17 protein-coding genes are annotated in these 24,514 nt (G+C 46.5%); 6 read left to right on the top strand and 11 right to left on the bottom strand.

What is annotated here, in order from left to right; translation table 11 throughout:
• Positions 1-22: 22 nt before the first annotated feature.
• Positions 23-1,444 carry a type I glutamate--ammonia ligase gene (gene glnA, locus QUB56_RS03025; RefSeq protein WP_332953027.1) on the bottom strand — a complete coding sequence of 474 codons (1,422 nt, stop codon included), beginning with the start codon at positions 1,442-1,444 and terminating at the stop codon, positions 23-25.
• Positions 1,445-1,783: 339 nt separating this feature from the next.
• Between glnA and apcB the strand changes: the two genes are divergently transcribed.
• Complete coding sequence (gene apcB / locus QUB56_RS03020; RefSeq protein ID WP_332953025.1) at positions 1,784-2,293, top strand: allophycocyanin subunit beta; 510 nt, start codon at positions 1,784-1,786, stop codon at positions 2,291-2,293.
• 1,457 nt (positions 2,294-3,750) lie between these two features.
• On the opposite strand, the gene QUB56_RS03015 is transcribed toward apcB, so the two are convergent.
• The gene (locus tag QUB56_RS03015) at positions 3,751-3,948 is read right to left on the bottom strand and encodes a hypothetical protein (RefSeq protein WP_332953024.1); all 198 of its coding nucleotides are present in this window, start codon (positions 3,946-3,948) and stop codon (positions 3,751-3,753) included.
• A 264-nt stretch (positions 3,949-4,212) separates the two neighbouring features.
• Between QUB56_RS03015 and QUB56_RS03010 the strand changes: the two genes are divergently transcribed.
• Together QUB56_RS03010 and QUB56_RS03005 are read left to right on the top strand one after the other, a co-directional pair.
• Entirely contained in the window at positions 4,213-5,055 is an 843-nt protein-coding gene (locus QUB56_RS03010; protein ID WP_332953022.1) for a TlyA family RNA methyltransferase, read from the top strand.
• A 143-nt stretch (positions 5,056-5,198) separates the two neighbouring features.
• Positions 5,199-5,888: a hypothetical protein gene (locus tag QUB56_RS03005; RefSeq protein WP_332953020.1), complete on the top strand. Its 690-nt coding sequence runs from the start codon at positions 5,199-5,201 to the stop codon at positions 5,886-5,888.
• A 199-nt stretch (positions 5,889-6,087) separates the two neighbouring features.
• Here QUB56_RS03005 and QUB56_RS03000 read toward each other — a convergent pair whose 3' ends face one another.
• The 5 genes from QUB56_RS03000 to QUB56_RS02980 all read right to left on the bottom strand — a co-directional run bounded on the left by QUB56_RS03000 (position 6,088) and on the right by QUB56_RS02980 (position 11,950).
• Positions 6,088-7,578: a GTP-binding protein gene (locus tag QUB56_RS03000; RefSeq protein WP_332953017.1), complete on the bottom strand. Its 1,491-nt coding sequence runs from the start codon at positions 7,576-7,578 to the stop codon at positions 6,088-6,090.
• Positions 7,579-7,915: 337 nt separating this feature from the next.
• Positions 7,916-9,364: a slr1306 family protein gene (locus QUB56_RS02995; RefSeq protein WP_332953015.1), complete on the bottom strand. Its 1,449-nt coding sequence runs from the start codon at positions 9,362-9,364 to the stop codon at positions 7,916-7,918.
• A 250-nt stretch (positions 9,365-9,614) separates the two neighbouring features.
• Complete coding sequence (locus QUB56_RS02990; protein WP_332953014.1) at positions 9,615-10,037, bottom strand: thioesterase family protein; 423 nt, start codon at positions 10,035-10,037, stop codon at positions 9,615-9,617.
• Positions 10,038-10,310: 273 nt separating this feature from the next.
• Positions 10,311-11,393 carry an ATP-dependent 6-phosphofructokinase gene (locus tag QUB56_RS02985; protein WP_332953013.1) on the bottom strand — a complete coding sequence of 361 codons (1,083 nt, stop codon included), beginning with the start codon at positions 11,391-11,393 and terminating at the stop codon, positions 10,311-10,313.
• Positions 11,394-11,707: 314 nt separating this feature from the next.
• Positions 11,708-11,950, bottom strand: coding sequence for a hypothetical protein (locus QUB56_RS02980; protein WP_332953011.1), 243 nt, complete (start codon positions 11,948-11,950; stop codon positions 11,708-11,710).
• 137 nt (positions 11,951-12,087) lie between these two features.
• On the opposite strand from QUB56_RS02980, the gene QUB56_RS02975 reads away from it, so the two are divergent.
• Together QUB56_RS02975 and QUB56_RS02970 are read left to right on the top strand one after the other, a co-directional pair.
• A complete protein-coding gene (locus QUB56_RS02975) occupies positions 12,088-12,594 on the top strand; it encodes a hypothetical protein (RefSeq protein ID WP_332953009.1) in 507 nt (168 codons plus the stop codon).
• 244 nt (positions 12,595-12,838) lie between these two features.
• Positions 12,839-13,621 carry an FkbM family methyltransferase gene (locus QUB56_RS02970; protein WP_332953008.1) on the top strand — a complete coding sequence of 261 codons (783 nt, stop codon included), beginning with the start codon at positions 12,839-12,841 and terminating at the stop codon, positions 13,619-13,621.
• A gap of 582 nt (positions 13,622-14,203) precedes the next feature.
• On the opposite strand, the gene xylB is transcribed toward QUB56_RS02970, so the two are convergent.
• Both xylB and QUB56_RS02960 read right to left on the bottom strand, forming a co-directional pair.
• Entirely contained in the window at positions 14,204-15,649 is a 1,446-nt protein-coding gene (xylB, locus tag QUB56_RS02965; RefSeq protein ID WP_332953007.1) for a xylulokinase, read from the bottom strand.
• Between the two features lie 39 nt (positions 15,650-15,688).
• Positions 15,689-15,910, bottom strand: coding sequence for a transposase (locus QUB56_RS02960; RefSeq protein WP_332953005.1), 222 nt, complete (start codon positions 15,908-15,910; stop codon positions 15,689-15,691).
• A gap of 148 nt (positions 15,911-16,058) precedes the next feature.
• On the opposite strand from QUB56_RS02960, the gene QUB56_RS02955 reads away from it, so the two are divergent.
• Positions 16,059-17,270, top strand: coding sequence for a transposase (locus QUB56_RS02955; protein WP_332953002.1), 1,212 nt, complete (start codon positions 16,059-16,061; stop codon positions 17,268-17,270).
• 11 nt (positions 17,271-17,281) lie between these two features.
• On the opposite strand, the gene QUB56_RS02950 is transcribed toward QUB56_RS02955, so the two are convergent.
• Both QUB56_RS02950 and QUB56_RS02945 read right to left on the bottom strand, forming a co-directional pair.
• Positions 17,282-18,112, bottom strand: coding sequence for an alpha/beta hydrolase (locus QUB56_RS02950; protein WP_332953000.1), 831 nt, complete (start codon positions 18,110-18,112; stop codon positions 17,282-17,284).
• A gap of 192 nt (positions 18,113-18,304) precedes the next feature.
• Positions 18,305-24,238, bottom strand: coding sequence for a PAS domain S-box protein (locus QUB56_RS02945; protein ID WP_445243302.1), 5,934 nt, complete (start codon positions 24,236-24,238; stop codon positions 18,305-18,307).
• Between the last annotated feature and the right edge of the window lie 276 nt (positions 24,239-24,514).

The raw sequence follows: 24,514 nt of genomic DNA, 5'->3' as shown, positions 1-24,514 counted from the left end.
TTAATTTTTAATCCTTAATTTTTTAACAGTCGTAGTAGAGAGCAAACTCGTAGGGGTGAGGACGCAGCCGCATCGGGTTGACTTCGTTGTCGAGTTTGTAGGAAATCCAGGTTTCGATGAAGTCTTCGGTAAATACGCCGGTTTCAGTTAAGAAACTGTGGTCTTTTTCTAAAGCTTCTAAAGCGCCTTCCAAGGAACCGGGAGTTGAAGGAATTTTGCTCAATTCTTCAGGGGAAAGGTCGTAGATATCCACGTCCAAAGGTTCGCCCGGATCGATTTGATTCTTGATGCCGTCTATGCCGGCGCACAGCATGGCTGCAAATGCTAAATAGGGGTTGGATGTGGCATCGGGACAGCGGAATTCTAACCGCTTGGCTTTGGGGTTGGTGCCCGACAACGGAATCCGCACTGATGCCGATCGATTCCCTTGAGAGTAAGCTAAGTTTACAGGCGCTTCAAAGCCCGGAACCAAACGCTTGTAGGAATTGGTCGTGGGGTTGGTGATTGCCAAAAGTGCCGGTGCGTGCTTGAGAATGCCGCCGATGTAATGCAGTCCCATTTGACTGAAACCTGCATATTTATCGCCTGCAAATAGAGGTTGACCGTCTTTCCAAATCGACTGGTGAACGTGCATCCCGGAACCGTTGTCATTAAACAGCGGCTTGGGCATGAAGGTGATGGTTTTGCCGTATTTTTTGCCGACGTTTTTGATGACGTATTTGTAAGTCAGCAAGTAGTCGGCGGCTTGTACTAAAGTGGCAAATCGGAAACCGAGTTCGCATTGACCGCCGGTGGCGACTTCGTGGTGGTGCTTTTCGATGGGTACGCCGCATTTTGCCATTGTCAGCAGCATTTCCGTTCTCATGTCTTGAGAGGTATCGGTTGGTGCTACTGGGAAATAACCTTCTTTGTAACGCGGTTTGTAGCCGAGGTTGCCACCTGCTTCTTCTTTGCCGGAATTCCAGCGGCCTTCGATCGAATCCACGTAGTAATAGCCCGTGTTTTGGGTTTGGTCGAAGCGAACGTCGTCAAAAATGAAGAATTCTGCTTCCGGACCAAAGAAGGCGGTATCGCCCAGACCGGTGGAAATTAAGTAGTCTATGGCTTTTTGGGCAATTGTGCGGGGACAGCGGCTGTACGGTTCCCCCGTGCGGGGTTCTTTGATGCTGCAAATGAAGCTGATGGTCGGTTCTGCCATGAACGGGTCCATCCAAGCCGTGGTCGGATCGATGACCATCGTCATGTCTGATTCGTTGATGGCTTTCCAGCCCCGAATGCTGGAACCGTCAAAGGGTACGCCGTCTGTGAATGCGGTTTCGTCGATTTGATCGTGGTACAGGGAAAGGTGTTGCCAGATCCCCGGCATATCGATGAACTTTAGGTCAACGATCTGGATTTGATTTTCTTTTATGTAGTTTAAGGCTTCTTGCGGCGTCTGGAACATGACTTACTCCTGTATATTGGTTGTGTCTTGGGGGTCGGCCGATTTCATACTGTTTGCGCGATCGTAGGCCTTCAGCACCCAATATTTTGTATCTATGGCTACAAAATATAGAAATAGGGGCCCAGTGGGGTCGGGCAGTTCGTGATTCTTGCCCTGTCGATTTTTGGGCTGAAGATACAAGGCAAACGGCCCAATTTTACGATTGTTTGCCGGGGATTGACTAACAAGGAGTGAAAATCCCATCTCAAATCTTAATCAAACGCCGATTTGTAGTAGTCTACAATAGGCGGTCTGTCTCAGATAGCAAAGTATTGATAAAGATTTTTGGGAGAGAAACTTATGCGCGATGCAGTGACGAGCCTGATTGAAAATTATGATGTTGCTGGTAGGTATTTAGACCGGGATGGTATCGATCGGTTGAAATCTTATTTTGCAACAGGCACGGCACGGGTACAGGCGGCAGCGGCGATTAACAGCAATGCTGCGACAATTGTCAAGCAAGCTGGTATTCAGCTATTTGCCGAACAGCCGGAATTGATCCGTCCGGGCGGAAATGCCTACACGACTCGCCGCTACGCGGCTTGTCTGCGGGATATGGACTACTACTTGCGCTATGCTACTTATGCTCTGGTGGCTGGAAGTACCGATGTACTAGACGAGCGCGTGCTGCAAGGTTTGCGGGAAACTTACAATTCTCTGGGCGTTCCCATTGGTCCGACAGTGATGGGGATTAGCATTATGAAGGAGATGGTTAAAGCTCAAGTGGAAGCTGCTGGCTTGGCTGTGGGGTCTTTTTTGGAGCAGCCTTTTGATTACATGATTCGCGAATTGAGCGAACAAGATATTTAAGTCAATTTGCTACTTCTTTTAGCAGCAAATTGCACTTGTAGCTGGCAGTTAGCACCAGTTGGATCGATCGCTTTTTTTGGCATCACAGCCTCCAAGCGATCTTTTTTTATCATAATTTTGGGTGGAAAACCCCGTCATAAGCTTGACAAGCGAATTTCAAAGGTGGTACCCGCCACGTGATTTATCCGTGGAATCAATCCCAAATCGATTTTCGAAAATCCTCAAGCCCCCGCATTAATCCGTGGGGTCAATCTAAAATCTAAAATCTCAAATCTAAAATCGATTGACGGCTTTTCCATAGTTAAGTAATATCGTTTCCGGTTGGATGGGAATGATATAGACCTTCTCAGTAACATGAGGTACTATCTGGTCCACGGGTCCACGGGCATAGGGCATACCTCACCACTCTTGATAACTGCTATAAAGTCAAGGTCAATAATTCCTTATTCCCCAAGGGACGACTCCCGAGTCCCAACGGACGATCGTTCCGGTGTTACCGGAATTGATATAAGTAGGTAGGCGCAAATACACCTCTTCATGTAACAGAATGTAAAGCGAGCGTAACCCCGCTCGATTGCTTGGCTTCACTTGGTTTAGCTCGCTTTTGACTACTTATGTATTTTCATACTCTTCTACTTAATGTAAAACAGTGCTTGAGTTGGGAGTAAACAGATTCTACAATAAATGTGGATTTTAAAGATTGAGTATCAGGCTGCCAAGCCGGGAAAAATCGTAATTAAACCCACATTCCGCACTTCTTAACATACTCAAAAATATGTTGACGATCAAACGTCATCCTAGGAATTTAATCGCCAACATATTCTCGATAAATAATGACTATTGAGAACAAATAAACACTCCTTAATAAAAACTCATATTTCTACATATCAGCGGAATGCTCGTAGACAAAGAATTACAGCCATTTCGTACCAAAAAATCCCCAATTAATATTAAGACCGGCGGAATGTGGGATTAAAGTCAATCTCACAAACGATTAGAAATAGAGCTTGGGAATTGGTACCTGGGGACTCTGCCGTTAGGGGAGTGCAATGCACCTAAACGCCCGAAAGATATCACCACGCTCCAAAAGCAAACGCAGTCAGGTAAGGGAACCCTGCAATAGGGATATTAAGACCGAAATGTCTTAAGAATCCTCATGCCTGATTGCGCAGGAGTGTCAAGAGTTATACAATTTTAGATTAAATAGTCCTAGAGGCAAGTGTCACAATTAGTAACGTGTTTTATTATCCTACACCCTTGAGAATCCGTTCAGAATCAAGGTATGACGCACCCTACAACTCGATGAGAGTGTGCCAGTGGCGTCCGGGACTATTAAAGATTTTAGATTAAAGATTTTAGATTAAAAGTTTTAGATTAAAGATTTGAACAATTGGGAATGACTGATGAATTAAGGGTTTGGACTTTCCCTAGAGTTGCATTCTTTTTTGCAACAAATCTTAAAAATCGTCAACATATCCCCAGACAAGGCATTTGTCGAGGGGACTTTTGGTTTGCCGCCGATCGACTCGTTCGGCGGTTGTTGCTTCTACTTCGCCGTTGGGGTAAAGAATGTGGATGATGTCACCGCTGACGAAGGCGAGGGGATTTTCTTGATAGTTGCCCGGATTCCTGATGGGAAAGTTAATGGTTTTCATGGTCGATCGCCCTGATGGTATTTGTAGCCCTTTTAGCTGCCCTTAAATCATCCGCTAGCCTCCAAAATTTGTGTGTGATTTTATGAATGTTTATCTGTGATCCAACTAGACACTTAGAGCGATCTCAGTCACATAATGTGAGCTGGGGGCGATCGTCGCGCGACGATCGAAAAATTACAATAATCGCCAAAAATCCTCCCTCAGACTGGTACGTAAGTGCTAATCTGGTACTGTCATTAATCCTATAGGTACAGATTAAAAACTTTGGCTAAACAGCGACTAGACACTTTATTGGTCAGCCTAAATTTGTGCAGTTCCAGACAGCAAGCTCAGGCCTTGATTCGGACTGGGAAAGTCTCCATCAACCAACAGATAGTTGACAAACCGGGCACTGAGGTTGACATTGCAGCAAAAATTCAGATTAAAGAGCGATCGCGCTATGTTTCTAGAGGCGGCGACAAATTAGCCAAAGCTTTAGAAGTTTTTGCGATTCCCGTTGCAGGCAGAATTTGTCTCGACGGCGGCATTTCCACAGGCGGTTTTACCGACTGTTTGCTGCAAGCCGGCGCCGCCCTAGTCTACGGCGTAGATGTTGGCTACGGTCAAGCAGATTGGCGCTTGCGTAACGATCCGAGGGTAATTTTGAAAGAACGCACCAATTTGCGGTACATGACTGCTACTGAGCTTTACGGCGACTCTGGGAGAGCAGATTTGGCGGTAGTAGATGTGTCGTTTATTTCCCTGGATAAGATTTTACCGGCGCTGTGGGAATTGTTGGCACCACCGCGAGAAGCGGTGTTGCTGGTAAAGCCGCAGTTTGAGGTAGGGCGCGAGAGAGTCGGGAAAAAAGGCGTAGTGCGAGACTCAGCAACTCAAGCTGATGCGATTTTTCAAGTGTGGAAGGCAGCCACAGCTTTAGGATGGCAGCAACGCGGCTTAACGTGGTCGCCTTTACTTGGCCCGGCCGGTAATATCGAGTATCTTTTATGGTTGGGGATCGATCGCGAACAGGAACCAGAGCCGAGGGCGATCGAAGAGAGCGTTGTGAAGGAACGGATCGCAGAAGTCACCAAAGCGGCCGCGCGGGAACTTGTCGATCGAGTGTAGATTTGAGATTTGAGATTTTAGATTAATTTCCTGATGTCAAGCTAATCAATTTTAAAAGTCTAATTTGGAACTCCAGATTAATCTAAATTTTAAAGTTGTTTTGTCAATCGGACTCCTCAACTTTCACAAGAGTGAATAATTCCATGCAATCATTAAAACAAGCCGGTTCGGTTTTACTGTACGTTCTAGGTGCCATCGGATATGTGGCGATTGTTGCTACTATTGTAGGCGTTTCAATTGTCATCAAATGGGCAGCTTTGCTACTGGCAGACAAATTATTATATACAATTCTGATTATCGGCGATTTGTTGAGAGGCATCGAAATTATTGAACTGTTAAATATATTGGTATTTGCTTTTATCGGTATGGGAGTGGGTGTGGCCACAAATCTTCTACACCCTAAATACGGTCGCAAAATTAGTGCAGCTTTGTTGATAGTTATAGTTCCCTTAGTTTTCATGATTACGCCAGCCATCAGATATAATTCTTGGCTGGAAAAAGTAGGGGAATCGGATAACTTATTGCCGCGGGAAACTGCAACATTAACTAACTCATTTTTGAATAGAAAAGTAGGATTGCCGGGTTTTATCGGTTATTACGTATATACTGGTCAGTTTCCGGTGATTCCGACGAAACAATCTGAGATGAAAGACCTCGACAGCTTTGAAAAAAAAGTTAATTCCAGATTTGTACAGTTAACAGGTATTGCTCCGACTATTGTTTCGTGGTCAATGCGGGTTTGTTTTTGGCTGATTAGAATATTTTACTTTTCTATAGCGGTAATTGCGACGATCGCTCATTTTAGGGAAGGCGTTAGAATCGCGAGACGGTAAAACGATTTTAGATTTTAGATTTTAGATTAAAGGATTGGGAATCACTGAGCGCTATCGTGGTTTGGAGCTTACCTACAGTTGCATTCTTTTTTGACAATTGTATAAGAATAAAAGCAGTAGGGTGCCTCAGATCCTAGTTCTTCGATTATTCACAAATAACCCTCTGCAGAGGCACCGTACTCAACTACTAGGGCAATTTTTAATTGCCAATTTTAAACTCTTGCTGCAAGCGATCGATAATTGTATTGCGCTCGATAGTGGCAAGAATTTCTTGAATTACCGTATCTTGTCCCAGGGGGCCCCAGGTGCAGCCTTTTTCTAAATAAACTTGGGCGGCGCGACCGACAGCGTAGGTTCCGTAAGCTGCTAAACTAGCTTGAGTGACAGCAACTCCGGCAAAAGTAGAAAAGCCGATTTGCGGGGCCGCAACGGCCGCACTTTTGCCAAATCCCAACAGAAAACTGCTACCCAATTCTCCCAAAAGTACGCCGCCAGCGCTGGAGAAAATAGTCTGCCAAAGTTTCCCCGCTTCGTAACCAGTCATGGGTAAACCGTAAAGTCTGGATAAAGAGCGAATTAAGGCTAAATCTGCCACAGTTGCTCCCATTACATCCAGGAAAGCTACCGGGTTTAAACCGACAGCCAAAGCTTTATATTTGGCAAATTGCCAGATTAAATCTTCGGCTTCTGTTTGCCGCAATTTGAGAATTTGACGGGCAATATTTGCTTCGGCATCTCTAGCTTCAACTAAAGCATTCAGAGCCAGGAGCGATCGACCTTCTCTGTTAAGAATTGTCAAAATTTTATGTTTGAGTTCCTCTATCTGTGCAGGCGGCGACTCCCATTCGTGACTGACTCTTCCGTCTGGCCATTCCACCCGCACTTGTACCGGCGCTGGTTCGGCCGCTACCATGACTATTTCTAAAGATTTGGCAATTTTAGCGGGTGATTTTGCAGTAGATTTATGAGAGGAGTTGTGTGGGCGATCGGACAAATTTTTGGGTGCTGTTTCATCTGTTACCGCAGCGGCTGCTAACTGTTCAGAATTTCCCAGCGCTTGCAGACTTTGGTAAATAGCTTTTCTGTCTAATTCTGGATAAAGATCTATTTTATTAAAAACTAAAATCAGCGGTTTTTGAGCTGTTTGCAATTCGCACAGTGCTTGATATTCTGTGCGGGTGATATCCCCTGCAACGACAAACAGAATTAAGTCAGCTTGGCGAGTTACTTGTTTCGCCATTTCGCCGCGCACTTCGCCGCCCACTTCATCAAGTCCGGGAGTATCGATTAATTCAACTTGCACCCCTCCTTGCCCCCCCTTGCCAAGCGGCGGTTGGGGGGATTCATCGCTGTCAAGGAAGGATAAAGGCACGCTCCAGCGCACGGAACGAGGCCACTGAGTCACGCCGTTGAGAGGGCCTGTTTGCAAGATTTTTTGACCTAAAAGCGCGTTTAAGACGGCTGATTTGCCGCGGCTGACTAGGCCGAAAGTAGCAATGCGAATGACGTTGTGTTCTAGTTTTTCTGAGGTAGAAGTTAAGATATCTAACTGACTTTGCAGTGCCGCTTCTAATTCTGTATTATTCGAGTTTTTTTTGCCTTGGCGCAGGTGGGAATAGCGCGCCAGGGATTCGCGCAAACTGGCGCGGGCTAGGGATAAGCGATTTTCTTGAAGGGAATTGTCAGCCATTGGCGATCGGCTTTTTTAAGCAGGTATAATTGAGCGTCGAACTATAAATTCTATTTCTTATGTTAATACAATTTTTGAGAAATTTCTAGCTTTTTATTTGGGAGTTAGGTAGGGACACGGCACTGCCGTGTCCCTACGCATATCCTGGGCAATCGACCGGATTTAATATCAGATATCCTAGGCGATTGACCGAATTTAAGATCGGATGCTGGACTACTTCTAATTGGCCGCTGAATTAATGGTTTCTTAATGGATGGCAGCTAGGACACGGCAGTGCCGTGTCCCTACGCATATCATGGGCGATAAACCGAATTTAACATCAGATGCTGGACTACTTCTAATTGGCTGCCGACTTAACGGTTTCGGATCCAGATACCTGAGGTGAAAGGCGACTCGCCACTTGGTTGACGAAAGATTGCAAGAAGGAAACTTGCTGATTTTGGGTAAATACTGCTTGCAAAGTTTTAGTCAACTGGTCGATATTTAAAAAGCCTATTCCAGCATTTTCCACTTCTCGACTTTGGAAATATTCAATTAAACTCAGTCCCGCAATTCTGGTAAAATATGCTGCACTAATTCCCTGCACCGCGCCTCCTGCTACGTAGGTGACAGCATTGCTTTTGAGCAGTCCAGAAATAGTTTGAGTAGACAGTTCTACTAATCCCAATTTAAACATTTGACTGGCCAAAGTTGCCGCTACTGTCTTAGCTTGCTCTAAGGAAAACTTTTGCTGGTAGATAGCGCCGAGATCGATTACGAGTTGGGTGCTGATGGCGGTTGTTGCTAGCAAGTCTAAAGCTGGAACCGGATTAGTAAAAACGGCGGCGGCGGCGATGTACTGATATTGTTCGATAATGGGAATTGCCCGATCGCGCCTGACTCCATTCAATAGGGTTTTCGCCTCTAACTTGATACTTGCAGCCTCGCGCACTGCACTCGCCCAGACCAACTGTTGCCGTTCTTCAGTTAAGATTTTAGTCAATCTTTCCGTCAGCGCCTCGAGTTGAGAGACTTGAGTTTCGATCCGTTCTTGAAATGTGCCGTCCGCTTGGTGTTGGCGCACTTTAATAGAATTGGGAGAAGCTGCGATCGCAATTATATCTTCTGTACCCAATATTCCTTGCATTTTCTGCTGCAAAGAGTGCAAAATTTGCGACTGCTGTGCTGGCAAATATTGGTCTTGTTTGTTCCAGACTAGCAGCACGCGCTGACCGACGGACGCTAGCTGAGATAATGTTTTAAATTCGGAATCTGTGATGTCGCCCGCTGTCACAAACAGCACTAAATCACCGTAGATTTTGGTCGAAGCATTTGTATTAGCAAACAGCGGTGCTGTTTCTTGTAAACTAAGCTTTTGCGGGTGTTGAGATGCCCAATTAGAATTTAAAACTTGAATTAAAGCAGTTTTGCCGACAGCTTTGCCGCCCGTGACGGTAATCCGCAAATCTTGTCTGTCTAATTCGGCTTTCAGGCGATCGAGCTTTGCTGTTAGATTAGCAGGATCTGCAGAGTTTTGAGCTTCTGAGGCTAGCAATTTAATAGCGGTTTCTGAAGCCGCGATCGCTTTTTCGGCTGCTTCCCGGTTCGCTAGGGGTTGCGGGAGTGCGAGTTCTAGTTTGGGGGATTGTTGTTTCCACCACCAATACCCCGCACCGGCAGCCGCCAAACCGATGAGTGCCGTTTCGCCCATTTCTGAACCCGAATGCTGTAGAGTTTCCAACAGCCACAGCGCCGCTGAAAGTCCTATTCCGCCAATTAAAATCGGTCGCCGCAAGTTAAGTGTCATTTTTCCCTTCCTGTGGGTATTGTCGCCAAGCTTAACCTTACCGGGCTTGGCCTCCCTCCCTATATTCCATCGTACCTCTGCGGCATCCAAACTGGCAGGCGGGCGATCCGACTTTTTGCCATCGGGATTTGCCACCCCGGCGACAATCAACTTTTTGCACTTCTACAAACGGGGAATAGGGGAGTGAAGTCCTCACTACAAACCAAGAGATTTTTACAGGATTTTGCAAATATAATAGTTGATTTTTTATCTATGTTGGTAATGCTTGAGATTGTGATTCAAAAATATCAATTATTTGTTTGGGAATTGCTCGCGGTCGCATGGTGGTAACTTCAACCCAAACCCAAAGCGCCTCGGCTTTTAACAATATTTCGTCACTTCCAAGTAAGCGAATTTCGTAGCGGCGGACGGCGCGCGGGCCGCGCAGTTGTTCGATCCAAGTTGATATCTCCAGTCTATCGCCCGCAGCTGCCGATCGCAAATAGTCAATCTCTATCCGCCGCATTACAAAGACGCCGCCCAGTTCCCGGTAGCGATCGAGTGTAAATCCCAAGTGTTCTAAATGTTCGATCGCAGCGTGTTCTAAATAATGCTGGTAGACAGCATTATTGACGTGACCGAGGGCGTCCATTTCGTAATGGCGCACTCTAATTTGTGCAGTAAATGGTGTCAATTTCTCACCTTTCCACTTGTTGCGGTATTTTGTAGTTCCGAGTGCGATCGCACTCGGGGTCGATACTCGCTCGGAACTGATTGCAAGTTACACTAATCATAGTTGAAACGCCACTACTTCCAGGTTAATATTAGTCGTAGAAGCACGGCCGGTGAGCACCTTGGTTTTTTAACCACAATACGCTGGCTTAAAACCCTCAGTCTCGGTTAACCCAGTTTCGTGGTTCTGAGTGCGTCCCCAACTAAACCTTTGAGAAGTCGGAAGGGTAATTGTTTAATCTCCCAGACAAATCCCTAAACCGCGGGCCGTTTTAACCAGAGTACCATCGAAGTCTACAGGTCTGTATTTGGCGATCGCATCTTCCAGAGGAACGCTCACAACTTCCCGCTTTTGCCAAGATACCATGCAGTCGTATTTCTCTTCGGCGATTAAATCAACTGCTGCGATGCCAAAAGCAGAAGCAATTAATCTTTCTAGGGATGAAGGAGTTCCTCCGCGTTGAATGTGTCCCAAAACGGTGACGCGAGTTTCTGCACCGCTGCAGTCAGAAATTGTATCAGCTAAATACTGACCAATTCCGCCTAATCGACTTTGACCCAAGCGATTTGTGTGCATTACTAACTCGCCTTCTTCAGTGCGAACTGCCTCCGCTACTATAATTAAACAGTAGTTTTTTCCCCGGTCTTGGCGTTCTTGGATTTGGGCGCAGATTTTGGAAATTTTGTAAGGGATTTCGGGAATCAGAATTATATCAGCTCCCCCAGAAATTCCGGCACTGATCGCAATATGTCCGGCGTCGCGTCCCATGACTTCAACAATCATGACGCGACTGTGACTGGCTGCAGTAAAATGCAAGCGATCGAGTGCTTCAGTGGCAATATTGACAGCAGTATCAAAACCGATGGAACGCTCGGTAATTCCGACATCATTATCAATAGTTTTAGGAATAGCAACTAAATTCAAATTACCTTGTTGAGCAATCTTCCTGAGAATGGCCAGACTTCCGTCGCCACCAATGCCAATTAAGGCATCCAGACCTAGTTGATGATAGCCTTCGATAATGTCCTCAGCACGATCGCGTAGAGTCCCGTCAGGCATCAGGAAAGCAAAAGGGTCGCCCTTATTTGTCGTGCCTAGCATCGTACCGCCAATAGTGAGCCACGAGTCTACTTTCTCAATATCCAAGGGAATTGCTTCAGGGGGACGACTCATCAAGCCGTTGGTGGCTTGACGAATCCCCATCACTTTCCAATTGTAAGTTCCCGTTGCGCGGTAGACAACGGCTCGAATAACTGCGTTTAAGCCTGCACAGTCACCTCCGCTAGTGAGGATACCGATACATTTTTGTTCTCCCATAATTAATGCCCGACTTTTGTTACTCAGAACATGAATTGATATTTTTAGATCCCGATCGTCCAATCCTGATTTTCGACGTAAATAGGTAGGCGAAAATAAACTTTACTCTGTAACAGAATGTAAAGCTATGATAACTTTTGTGATTGCTTTGATAAGATCTCGCTCCTTCGGGGAGCGCTTCACTCATTTTTGACTACTTATGTATTTTCAAGCTTCATTGACCTAATTGAGTGCCTCATCTCTGACGCATTCCACAAGTTCGATCGCCAACAATCGTAGCATAGCCAATCACCGTCTCCAACAAAACATCAATTTTACTTGGGATTGAGGCGTTTAGAAACTTGGTTAATTATACCGCTGAGAATAGCACCGCCCATCAGAATTCCGAGGGCGGGATTAAATACGGGCTGCCAGAGACTGTACCACAAATCAAAACCGAGATTCACCCCGGTCGATCGACCGGCTACTGCGATCGCAAACCACCCAAAAATGGCAAAGACGAAAAATACATCAGCTACTAAAAGCAAGTTGAGCAAGTTAAGAAATTTATCTTTCATTGTCGAGGGTTCCTTTTGAGTGTATATGTGTCAAGTTTTGGCAAGCAGTTGGTAAGGGAGCAGATTGATAGCTGCAACAGGCGATCGAATAAAGATAAAATATCATTCAATTGTTTTCGCGCACAGGCTGTCAAAATATGGTTCGCTATACACTTCCTCAAAGCCCCGAAATTATTTTAACCGTCAAAGGGAAAGATTCAGCCAAAGCCCGCGAAGAAGCGATGGATCGGCTGATGGAGCTCATGGATGAGGGCAAGCTGCCTACGGAACTCCTGGAGGGATTTGGGCCCAAGCAGTTTGTTGAAGTTAAGGATATCGAGGATGCTGCGTCTGAAGGCGAGGACGCGATTACTGAAGCCGTGCAGATTTTGAGCAATTTGGCAAGTCTCAAATTGAAAGTCATGGAATCCCGCGAAGAAGCACTCAAAATCCGGGCGGCGATCGACATTTTGTTTACAGATGAGGCTGTGACTCCCGAGGAAATTGCCCGCCTCAAAGACGGTTTCAAGGTTCTCAAAAACTTTGCTCAAGCTAACGTCCGCTATCGAGAAGCTAGAAGTAAAGCCGAAGAAGCGCGGGCAATTCTCGACGAAGCTTTGCAATCTGTCGAATCGGAAAACAAAGCGCAGAAGTCTGCGAAATAGTAGTAAGTTGGGTTGACACACATCTAGCAAAAATCTCAGAAGCTTTTCGGCCTGTTCCATTACAAATCAATTCTCTTGTCTCTTGTGGAACAGACCCAAAAGCCTATTACTAAAAAAATGTACATAATAGTGGAACATTTTAGATTGAGGAACCAATCCAACATCGCACACCTTTCACGTTTATCTACATTCAAAAAAGTAGGAAAAAATTGTGAACCAACAAACAGGAGTTCCCAGAAACTAGATGTTAGGCAGCTTGCGGCTGGCGAAAAACTTAGGTTTTGAACCACAAACTGTGATTGATGTCGGTGCGGCATTGGGAACTTTTAACCTTTACGAAACTTTCCCCAATTCGCGGCATTTGCTAATTGAGCCCATCGCCGAAAATGAACCTTATCTCGCCAAAATTTGCCGCCAGCTCAAAAGTGCAGAATACATTATTGCTGCAGCGACCAAAGAAGCGGGAGTTTTCACCCTCAACGTCAGTCCCGGTATGCTGCATTCCTCACTTTCTGAAAATCGCGTTACTGACAGCAGCAATCCTTATTTGAGAAACATACCAGCAATTACCCTGGATGGAATATGCAGGGAAAGAAACTTGTCAGGTCCGTATTTAATTAAAGTGGATGTAGACGGACAGGAAGTAGATGTTTTAGCGGGAGCAACTGAAATTTTGCAACAGACAGAATATGTAATTGTAGAAGTTACTTTGTTCGGTCAGATGTATGATGTAATGAGCTTTATGAAGTCCCAAGGCTTCGCAGCTTACGATATTGTTGATTTGTCATATCGCCCGACTGATAGAGCTTTGTGGCAATTTGACATGGCTTTTGTTAAGGAATCGGGTCAATTTAGAAGAGATAACAGTTTCGCAACAGGAAAGCAAGATATCGAAGCACTTAACTCGCATCTCAAAGCTTACCGGGAAAGTTTCATCAAATACATTGACACTCATTACAGCGACCCAGTAGAGCCGGCACCCCAGCTCAGTCAAGCGGTTTTGGGCGAAGATTATGTCATCATTTAACTCAAGTTTTTTCCATCTGGTACCAAATTCGGGTCACACTTCGCACGCTTATTTAATTAATCCTCAACATCTAAAAAACTGGTTTTATAAATTCTGATATTGTCGTCTATAAGCGGGCAATCTGCTTTATATTCTGCCAGTTTTTTCATTTTCAAGGAAATTTATTGGTATGAGTTTTACAGGCTCTGAAAATTGACATTTCTCAAAGTTCAGTTCAAAAATAATTTATCTTTTGTTGTGTTTGTTAACATCTCGGCAAACAGAAACTTTAAAATTTTCTTCAATTTTCAGCACATAGTAGATAGAGCTAAAAGTGGTATTTTTAGTATAAAATAGTTTGTAAAAGGAATTGAAGTAAGAATTTGAGGAGACAATACCGCCCTGACTTAAGACAACTTTTTTTCATCTTCCTGGTAGTTTATAGATGCAGATTCATTACACTGTATGTATAAATCAGAAGCATCGGCTGATTTGGGGAGATTTATTCCACTTACTATATCGATGTAATATGTACCTATTATGTTAGTAAATTTTCTTCTTTTATTTGACTGATATTAAGCAGTCTTACTGGATCCCTTACTCCTATCCGATTTTTTTAAGTCGTGGATAAAGCGATTGATATCGCATCCAAGCCTGTTCTAGGGTTGGATCAACTGATTGGGGAGTTGCAGCAAGCGTTGGTGTGGCTGCCAGTTTGCTGGTGTCATTAGCATCTGCGTATATGCCAATTCCTATACCCGCCAGTAGAGCAGCACCCCGCGCGGAAGCAGCAGCAACTGTAGTTGCATAGAGGGGTATTCTCAAGACATCGGCCAGTAATTGTTTCCAAGGCATTTCTGCCGTTCCACCGCCTGCTAAACGCATTTCTCTCGCTTTAAAACCTGTTGCCTCAAGTGCCTCAAAACCTTGTCGCAAGGCAAAAGCAACTCCCTCTAAAGCTGCCCGCATCAGGTGCGCCTGTGTGTGATGAAGTCCCAGCCCTACCCATGCCCCGCGTACATAGGGGTCAAGGTGTGGAGTTCGCTCACCCGTGAGGTAGGGCAAAAATGTCAATCCTTCACATCCTGAGGGAACAGAAAACGCTTTAGTATAGACTTCCTGCCAGCTCAAGCCGAGCATACCTCGCACCCACTCAAGCGCTAACCCGGCATTTTGCATTGCTGCAAGGCTGTACCACTGGTTAGGTAGGGCGGTTCGATAGAGATGGGTACGACCATGAGGATCGATAATTGGTTGCGTGCGAGGTGTAATGATTTGAGCGCCTGTGCCGATGGTTAGTTGAACCAAACCAGGCTCTAGTAGTCCGTTACCAAGCGCTGCCGCTGCGGTATCGGCAGCACCGGCGATAACAGGTAAGCCAACTCTTAAGCCAAGGTGCTCTGACGCAATAGTTGTTAGGTAGCCTGCGATCGCACTAGAGGGGATAATTTTTGGTAACCAATCACCGCGTAGATTCAGCGCCCAGATGGCTTCCAGGGCCCAGTTGTCCGACACAACATCGTAAAGCAAAGTACCGCTAGCATCAGATGGTTCGGTTGCGACTTCTCCAGTCATCCGCAACCGCAGCCAATCTTTTGGCTGAAGTGCCCAACGCGCTTGGGTGTAGACAGTAGCCTCGTGTTCTCGCAGCCACAACAATGTGGGGCCGGCCATTCCAGCCGTAACCGGGTTGCCCAAGCGCTCTAGAATAGCGGTATCGAGCGAATGATAAGTGTTAAGCGCGGCACTAGAGCGAGTATCTGCCCAGAGGATAGCAGGACGCAGGGGCTGACCAGACTCCGAAGCTAGGACAACACCGTGCATTTGCCCTGAAAGTGCGATCGCCCCTACTTGGTCAGCATGATTTCCTACAGCCTTCCTCACAGCCGAGGCAACAGCTAACCACCAATCTTCTGGTTCCGACTCAGCCCATCCGGGGTGGGGTGCACTAACAGGATAAGAGCTTGATGCTTGACCAGCAGCCGTTCCGTCTGCAGCTAGGAGCAATGCCTTAGCAGAGCCTGTTCCTAAATCTATACCAAGCAGCATTAAGTTATCCTCAAATACTTAAAAGTTAAGAATTAAAAATTAGATTTGTTGCCAAATATAGCCGTCGCCACAGACATTAGGACACTGTCTTAAGAACGGCTTTTGTCGCATCGCGCAAAGTATGGAGTGGTGTAGCTGTTTGCGAATTCGACTTTTCAACCAAGCCGAGCATTTCTCTATGCGGTTGAACTCAGGCGAATAGGGGGGCAGATAGATCGCTTGGGCACGATCGGCTTCAAGCAACTCGGCAGTAGTTATCACAAAACTGGGTTTAAAACCCCATCCTTTTAGGACGGCTTTGTCTTAATTTAGGGATACGCCCGTACTTGTGTTTGTAGATTTTTGTGAAGAATTAGGCAATATTAAGCCAACACTGCTAGCATAAAGATATCGTGATGAGGTCGAAGTCATGCTAGTTTTTGAGTTCAAAGCATTCGGTAAAAAACAGCAATTTGACGCTGTAGACGAAGCAATTAGAACGGTGCAGTTCATCCGCAACAAAGCCTTGCGCTTTTGGATGGAAAACACAAAAGTCGATAAATACGACTTGAATAAGTACAGCGCTGTTCTAGCTAAAGAATTCCCGTTTTGCGATGACTTAAACAGCATGGCTCGCCAATCTAGCTCAGAAAGAGCGTGGTCGGCGATCTCCCGATTCTATGACAACTGTAAAAAGAAAGTCTCAGGAAAAAAAGGGTTTCCGCAATTCCAGAAAGACAACCGCTCGGTCGAATACAAGACTACTGGCTGGCGTCTGGCAGATGACCGGAAATCTATCACTTTTACCGATAAGAAAGGAATCGGGAAACTCAAATTAAAAGGAACTCGCGACTTGCATTTCTATCAGCGCAGTCAGATAAAGCGAGTGCGTTTGGTAAAGCGAGCAGACGGATATTACGTCCAGTTCTGCATTCAAGTTGACCGCTCTGAGAAGATTGAAATTACTGGCAACGCCATTGGATTAGACGTGGGACTAAAAGAGTTCTACACAGATTCCAATGGTGTTGCAGTCGAAAATCCGCGATTTATCCGCAAGTCCGAGCGCAGGTTAAAAAAAGCCCAAAGACGAGTTGCCAAACGAGTCAAGGGTTCGCAAAATAGAAAAAAGGCTAGAGTGATTTTAGGAAAGCGCCACCTCAAAATAAGTAGGCAACGTAAAGATTTTGCCGTGAAATTGGCAAGATGCGCGCTCCAGTCTAGCGACTGTGTAGCCTACGAAGATTTGAGGATAAAAAATATGGTGAAGAATCACTGTCTAGCGAAATCGATTAACGACGCATCTTGGTATATGTTCCGAGTGTGGTTGGAATATTTCGGCAAAGTATTCGGAAGAATTACGATTGCCGTGCCCGCCAATGGAACAAGTCAAGAATGCTCTAACTGCGGAACAATTGTTAAGAAAAGTCTATCAACGCGAACCCATGCTTGTCGGTGTGGATGCGTATTAGATCGTGATTGGAATGCCGCTAAAAATATCCTAAGTCGGGGATTGAGTACGGTGGGGCACACCGGAACTTGGATTTTAGATCCGAACGCTTGTGGAGAATTGACCGCTACCGATGTTGAAGTAATTCTGCATCGGCAAGTCGATTCTGCGAATCAAGAATCCCCTCGCCTTTAGGCAGGGGAGTGTCAATCCTGTGTGGATTGTACGATGCGTTGTCTATGCTTCGCCAGAAAATCAAGCATGACCTTCGCTACAGTATCCGCCGACTCTACCACAAAGGCGTGACCTCCTTGCTCGAGGATAGCTAGTTCAGCATTGGGTATACCTTGAGCTAGTTGCTCCGAAAATCTGACCGGACTAAGAAGGTCTTCTTTGCCAACCATAACGAGTGTAGGGCAATGAATGTTTGCAAGGCGATCGGTGGTATCACTGCCAAGAATAGCTCGGCTTTGGTGATATAGTCCATGAGGTGTCGGCCCAAATGGTTGATTCTCAATCAAGGTGATGAGTTGTTCCATTGCCCCTGGAATCGAGTAAAACGCATCGGTAAACAGCCAAGGCAAGAGAACCCTCTGATAAAGCGTTCCCTCTAATTTCTGTGTCAAGTCGCCAAACAATTTGATGAGTGAATTAAACTTTTCATCTCCCCTTGCCCAAGATGACAGAAGTATCAAACTTTGGATTTTTTCTGGATATGCCAAAGCCAGTTCTTGAGCAATCTGTCCACCCATTGAATGACCGGCCAGATGGACTTGAGAAATGCTCAAGTAATCCAACAGCGCCGCTGCATCAGCCGCCATTTGTTTGATGCTGTAAGGACTGTCTGGCGCTTCACTTTGCCCAACTCCTCGGTTATCAAAGCGAAGCACCTGATATTGCTTAACTAGCGATCGCATCATTGCAGCCCAAGTTGAACTGTCACTGTCAAACCCCGCTATCAGCAGTAATGACTCGTTTTCGCTGGAACCTTGAATGTTGTAGTACAAATCAATTCCGTTGACCTGAATTACTGACACAGGCTTTTCTGGAGACTATGGACTTCAATTGGTTGCATCACTTTCTGGCCCAAGTGATAACTGTAAGGTTTTGCCATGAAAGGTTGCGGGGAAACTACTACTGTATAGTCTATGTCCTAATAAAGCTAAAAATCGCAGCTTAAGTTGATAATGCCATTACTGTGCCTGCAACGTGCCCAAAACTCAAGTCCTTCAGTGTCTTAGCAAATGGGCGATCGCTTTTACCAATTCTTCAGGTTCCACAGGCTTGGAGATATGCATCCCAAATCCGGCAGCTAAGGCTTGCTGCTGATTGATTTCTCCGGCATAGGCAGTAAGTGCGATCGCAGGAATCGTGCCTCCCTGTTGGGGTGACCGCTTTCTAATTTGCCGAATCAGGGCATAACCATCCATCTCTGGCATCCCAATGTCACATAACAGCAGATCGGGGACAGATTGATTCAGGAGAGTCAACGCCTGTGCAGCCGAAGCGGCTGTCGTAACTTTTGCGCCAGATTGCATCAGGGTGAATGCTGCCAACTCCCGCATATCTGCATCGTCATCCACCACCAAGACATAAATCCCTGCTAAATCTGTCGCACTTTCTGAATGTCTGTCATCAGAAGAGGGTTCTGCCTCGACAATATTTAACGGTAGCCGGATGGTAAATGTAGCCCCTAAGTTCTGTCCTAAGCTGTCTGCTTGAACGGTTCCTCCGTGCAGTTCGGTAAAATGACGGACGATCGCCAGCCCCAATCCCAATCCGCCAAATTTTCTGGTTATTGTGCCATCTTCTTGACGGAAGTAGTCAAAGACATGGGGTAAGAAGTCTCGAGTGATGCCTTTTCCTGTATCTGTGACTTGAATCTGAGCATAGGTGCCAACCTGCTCTAGTCCCACCTCGATGCGTCCTCCAGTTGGGGTGAACTTCACCGCATTGGAGAGGAGGTTCCAGACTACCTGTTGGAGGCGATTTGTATCGCCTGAAACCGTTCCTGAAATAGGATTAAATGCAGTCTGGATTTGAATTTGTTTGGCTTCGGCTGCCAGCCGTACCGTTTCCAGGGCGGCTTCAATCATTGCTGCTAGATTCACAGGAGCGACGTTTAACGTCATTTTTCCCTGCAGAATGCGCGAGACATCCAACAAGTCCTCAATTAATTGCGCTTGCAGCTTGGCGTTGCGTTCGATCGTTTCTAGGGCTTGCTCGCTTTTTGTGGCATTGAGTCGCCCAGTTCGCAGCAATTTTGTCCAGCCCAGAATCGGATTGAGGGGCGATCGCAACTCGTGGGACAATACGGCTAAAAATTCGTCTTTAATCCGGTTAGCGGCTTCTGCTTTTGCGCGATCGCGTTGAGCTAACCGATATAGCTGAGCATTGTCGATCGCCAAGGAAGCACGGCGCGCCAATTCCTCTGCCAGTTGCAAATCTGCTGAGGTATACCGCCGTCCCGATTCGGCTGAGATAAAGGAAATGGCCCCTAGAATTCGTGCCTGAGTTCGCAGCGGCACCGTCATTACGGATCTGAATCCAACCTGCCGCAGAATCTCTAAATGCTCTGAATCGCGCGCTGCTTGTACCAACAGTTCATCGGGAATCTCCGGCACTAAATCAGGTTGTCCAGTTCGCAACGTGTATGCAGCACCGCGAGGGTCATCCGGGTTCAGAGGATACTTGTCTCTAATCTGATATGCCCATGAAAGCTTGGCAGGGTCGATGTGAGCAACCGCAATCTGCTCGATCGCACCATCCTCTTCTATCATGTGAACCGTACACCAGTCCGCTAATTCCGGCACTGTAAGCTGCGCGACTCGCTCCAGAGTTGTTTGATAATCGAGTGAGGATGCAAGCACCGCACTTGCCTCAGAGAGAAAGCGTTGGGCACATTCTAACTGCACCCGTTCCGTGACATCTACCACATACACGAGAATGCCTTCGACCTGACCGTTTGAGTTAACAGTTGGAAGATAGTAAACATTGTAGTAACCGGGACGGCGATCGCTGCGTCCGGGAACATTCACCGCAAAGTTCGGTGAAATGAAAGGATTCCCTGTGGCGTAAATCTGATGGAAGACTTCAACTAATTTGGGATCGGACTGACCAAAAAGATCTGGAATTGAGTAGCCTAAGTGTTGCTCGCGGGTTAATCCATTAATTTCTGCTAATGCTTCGTTGATGGCAATAAATCGCTGCTGGGCATCTAGCAGGGCAAGTCCAATCGGTGATGTTTCAAAGATGGTTTCCAGTTGGCGCTGTGCGGCTTCCGCTTCGGACCGTGCAACGCGCTCGCGTTCTAACAGTTGTTCCCGTTCTTGTTCTGCTTGCTTGCGCTCCGTCACATTCAGCACCAGCGATAACACCGAAATCATCCGTCCCGATTCGTCCCTGAGACTGGAGTTATACCACTCGCAATGCACAACGCTGCGATCTTTTGTGTAATTGCGGTTGTATGAAAAAATATGGGGTTCTTCACCACAGACCAGCCGTTGGCAGACTTCAGTAACCGCTTCCAGGTCTTCCTCAAAGACAAAAGGTATCTCTGTTAAATATTTGCCCAGCATTTCTTCGGCTTTCCAGCCCAAAATGCGCTCTGCACCAGCAGACCACCGAATGACTCGAAAGTCTCGATCCCATTCAACGACTGCCATGGGAGAGTTTTCAAAATGGAAGTTGAGCTTTTGTAGGACTTGACGCAACGCCTCTTCTGCTTGCTTGCGTTCTGTGATATCAATGACAACTCCGATCGAGTGCTTGGGATTTCCCTGAGAATCATAAGTAAACTGTCCTCTGGCTTCGACCCAGTGAATGGAGCCATCTGACCAACGCAGGCGATATTCATGGTGATACTCCTTGTTGTCAGCTATGGCTTGCTGAAGTTTCGCCTCAGCTTCTGCTAAGTCATCGGGATGAACCCGACTTGCCCAAACTTCATAGCCCGGTTTGCACTCATTCGGTTGTAAACCCAGCACAATGAAGTGTCCTTCTGACCAAAGCAAGGCATCGGTCTGCATATCCCAGTCCCACGTTCCCATCCGTCCGACCTTGAGCGCGAGTTGCAGATGAGCTTCACTTTCTCGCAATTTCTCTTCTGCCCGCGCTCGCTCCACCGCTAGCCAGGTTTTTTGAGCAATTCGCTCCATCCGCACCACATCTTCCTCGGTCCAGTAGCGAACCGAGACATGGTGCAACACCAACAATGCGACAAATTGCCCCTCTTTCACTAAGGGAACACACAGGAGAGATTTGGTTTGAATTGCGTCAAAGGTAGCAGCCCCCGATCCGGCAGTCCGAGGATCGCGATCGACATCATCCACGACGATAGTTTTGCCCTGCTTTAATTCAGCAATGAGTTTAGGGCCAAAGGAATCCATGTGATGTCTACCCACCACGCTGATTACACCATTGCAATAGTCGCGATCGACAATTACATATTCCTGAGTAGAATCAATTTCACCGTAGGTACAGCGAGTGACTTGGAAGTGTTGTCCTGTGGCACAAACCACCTGCCACATAATTTCTTTGGGGTCTTGAATGGCACGAATCGCATCATTCAATTCGATTAGGAATTGCTGAATTTCTTCTTTCTGCTGGAGGTTCTCGAGCAGTTGTTCAATTTGTTGCCTTGCCCGCACCTGGGCTGTCACTTCAATGTTATAAATCAACACACCCTGAATGGTTCTCTCAGCATCCCGCCAAGCCACAAAGATGCAGTGGAAAAATGCTTCTTCCAACACCCCATCGCCGTTCCGATCCCAGTAAGTAGGCGATTCATTCACAATGAATGTTTCTCCCGTCCGGTAAACGCGATCGAGCGCTTCAAGGTAAATTTGTCCTTCAATCTCCGGGAAAACGTCTCGTATTGATTTTCCAATAATTTCTGGAGTGCGCCCAGTCCCTTCTAGATAAGTTGGATTGGCAAATTCATACACGAGATCGGCACCTTTAACAATACCAATCATGGCAGGCAATTGCATCAGGATGTCATGCAACCGCTTGCGTTCGTTTTCTGCTTCGAGTCTGGCAGCTTGTTCTCGTTTTAAAAGGCGATCGCGCTCTGCTTCGATCTGTTTGCGTTCGGTGATGTCAACCGAAACGCCAATCATGCGAACTCTGGGTTTGGTTTCATCCAGATAAACTTGTCCCTGACTCTTGAGCCAGCGCACAACGCCGTCTGGACTAATTACCCGATACTCCGGTGCGTAGGGCTGTTCTCCAGCGATTGCCCGTGCCGTCGCTTGGAGCACCTGTTGTCGATCGTCTGGATGAATGAGCGCAAAAAACTCTTCTCCCGTCCCTTCATGAAAACCCCAAAGGTCTAGAGCATTAGCAGAACACACCACTCGATTGCTCTGCAAATCCATATCCCAGACCACCATCTGAGCCGCTGTTAATGCCAATCGCAGGCGTTCTTCGCTCTCTCGCAATGCCTGTTCAACTTGTTTGTAATCCGTCACATCACGAGCAATACTCAGAACTGATGCCACAGAATCATCACTGGCAAATTCGGGGACAAGACGCGCCTGATACCATCGAATAGTATTTAGAGTCGGAAACTTAAATTCAATCGTCTGTTCCTGCCCGGTTGCAAAGACTTGCCGTAAACTATCATGCCAAAAACGATAGAGGTCTTCTGGCATTCCCAGCTCAACATTGGTCTTGCCAACAAATTGCTCTGATGGAATACCTGTTGCCACTTCTACAGAAGGGCTGACATAAATATGGCGAAATTCTGCATCAAGTCGGCTAATAATGTCTCGGGCATTTTCAGCCACCATTTTGAACTGTTGCTCTTGCTGCCGCAGTTCTGATTCCAAGCGTTTGCGCTCTGTTAAGTCGATGGAGAAGCCTACACCTAAATTCTTGGGTCCTCCTAAATAGGCAGTCCCAATTAAAACAGGAACGCGAGTACCATCTTTACGAATGTATTCTTTTTCAAACGGCGCAGGGCGACCAACTTGTTTCATCTGTGCCATTGCTTGCTCGTCTAAATGCCGAAACTCCGGTGGAGTAATCTCAAGGAAGTTTACCTCTCCCGATAAAACTTCTTCTCGCGTGTAACCTAAAGTGGCAAGCCAAGCGTCGTTGACTTCCAGAATATTGCCTTGAAAGTCGCCAATAATAATGCCAATGAGATTTGCATCAAATAAACCTCGTAGCCGCGATTCACTCTCGCGTAAGGCTTGCTCTACACGTTGGCGTTCGCTCACGTCTTGGAAGACAACAACGGCTGCAACAATCTGCCCCTGCTTATCTAAAATTGGTGCTGAGTTGACGTTAATGAAAATGCGGCTACCATCATTTCGATGAATTTCTATCTCTTCGTTGGTAACGACTTCACCTGTTTTTAGCGATCGCACTAATGGATACTCATGAGGCGAATAGAGTTGACCATCTAAGTGAAAGATTTCAGATGGAATAAGGGGTGCATAGTCCTCAAGCTCAAGCAATTGTTCGTAGCCATACCCAACAATTTGCTTGGTTTGTTCGTTCGCCAGAACTAATTTACCAGATGCCGCATCGGCAATCATTACTCCAGCAGGCATTTGTCGCAAAACGGCTTCAAATCGGGCCCGTTCAATTTCAAGCTCGTGCAACAACCGTTCTCGTTCTGCCTGCGCAAGCTTGCGATCGGTTACATCTCGAAAATAAACCGCTACACCCTCCGCAGAGGGATAGGCATTCGCCTCTAACCAACGCTGAACCGGCTCTCCAAATTCTTCCCAGGAAACAGGAACCTGTTCCATCACTGCCCGATGTAGTTCCCTAGAGGCAATTCCACCGACCAACTCGGGAAAAACCTCATTCCAAACGTGCTTGCCCAGTAACTCTTCTGGCGTTTTGTGCAGGATTTTAGCCGCCGCCCGATTCACGTAGGTGTAGCGCCAGTTGCGATCGAAGGCGACAAAAGCATCCGTAATGCTTTCAAGAATCGTTGCCACCTTGCGCTCAGTTTCTTGGGCAGGGAACAACTGTTGGCCTTCAAGAGTGCGAGCAAAGCGTTCAATGACTTCAGAGCGAGAAATTCCTCGCCTGTGAGCCTCTTTATCGAGCGATCGCCATGCTGTATTGGTAAGAGATACGCTAACTCGTTGTTTCGTCTCCGAGTTCCAATTGCTAACAAACTTGCCTGTGGCATCGCGCTTCATGAAGATCCATCCGTATGCATACACGGTTTTCTCTATTGAACCTCAGTTACTCACTCAGGAGAATCCGCCTTAAGATAGATGCTGGGGCGAGAGGGAAGATAGGAAAGAATGACCTCAATAAATATTGCGCTGTACTGGCTGCTGAATTTCCCTTTGTACTCGCAGACATAGAGCTGGGCTAGACGGGACACTGGGGTTGCTGATAATAGACCCATAAGATCGTCCATCCGATCGATAACTTGGTGGACGCCAGCCGACTGAAGATTATCTGTACGG

This window comes from Microcoleus sp. AR_TQ3_B6 (assembly GCF_036702785.1).
Lineage (GTDB): Bacteria > Cyanobacteriota > Cyanobacteriia > Cyanobacteriales > Microcoleaceae > Microcoleus.
This window is presented reverse-complemented; position numbering and strand designations above follow the sequence as displayed.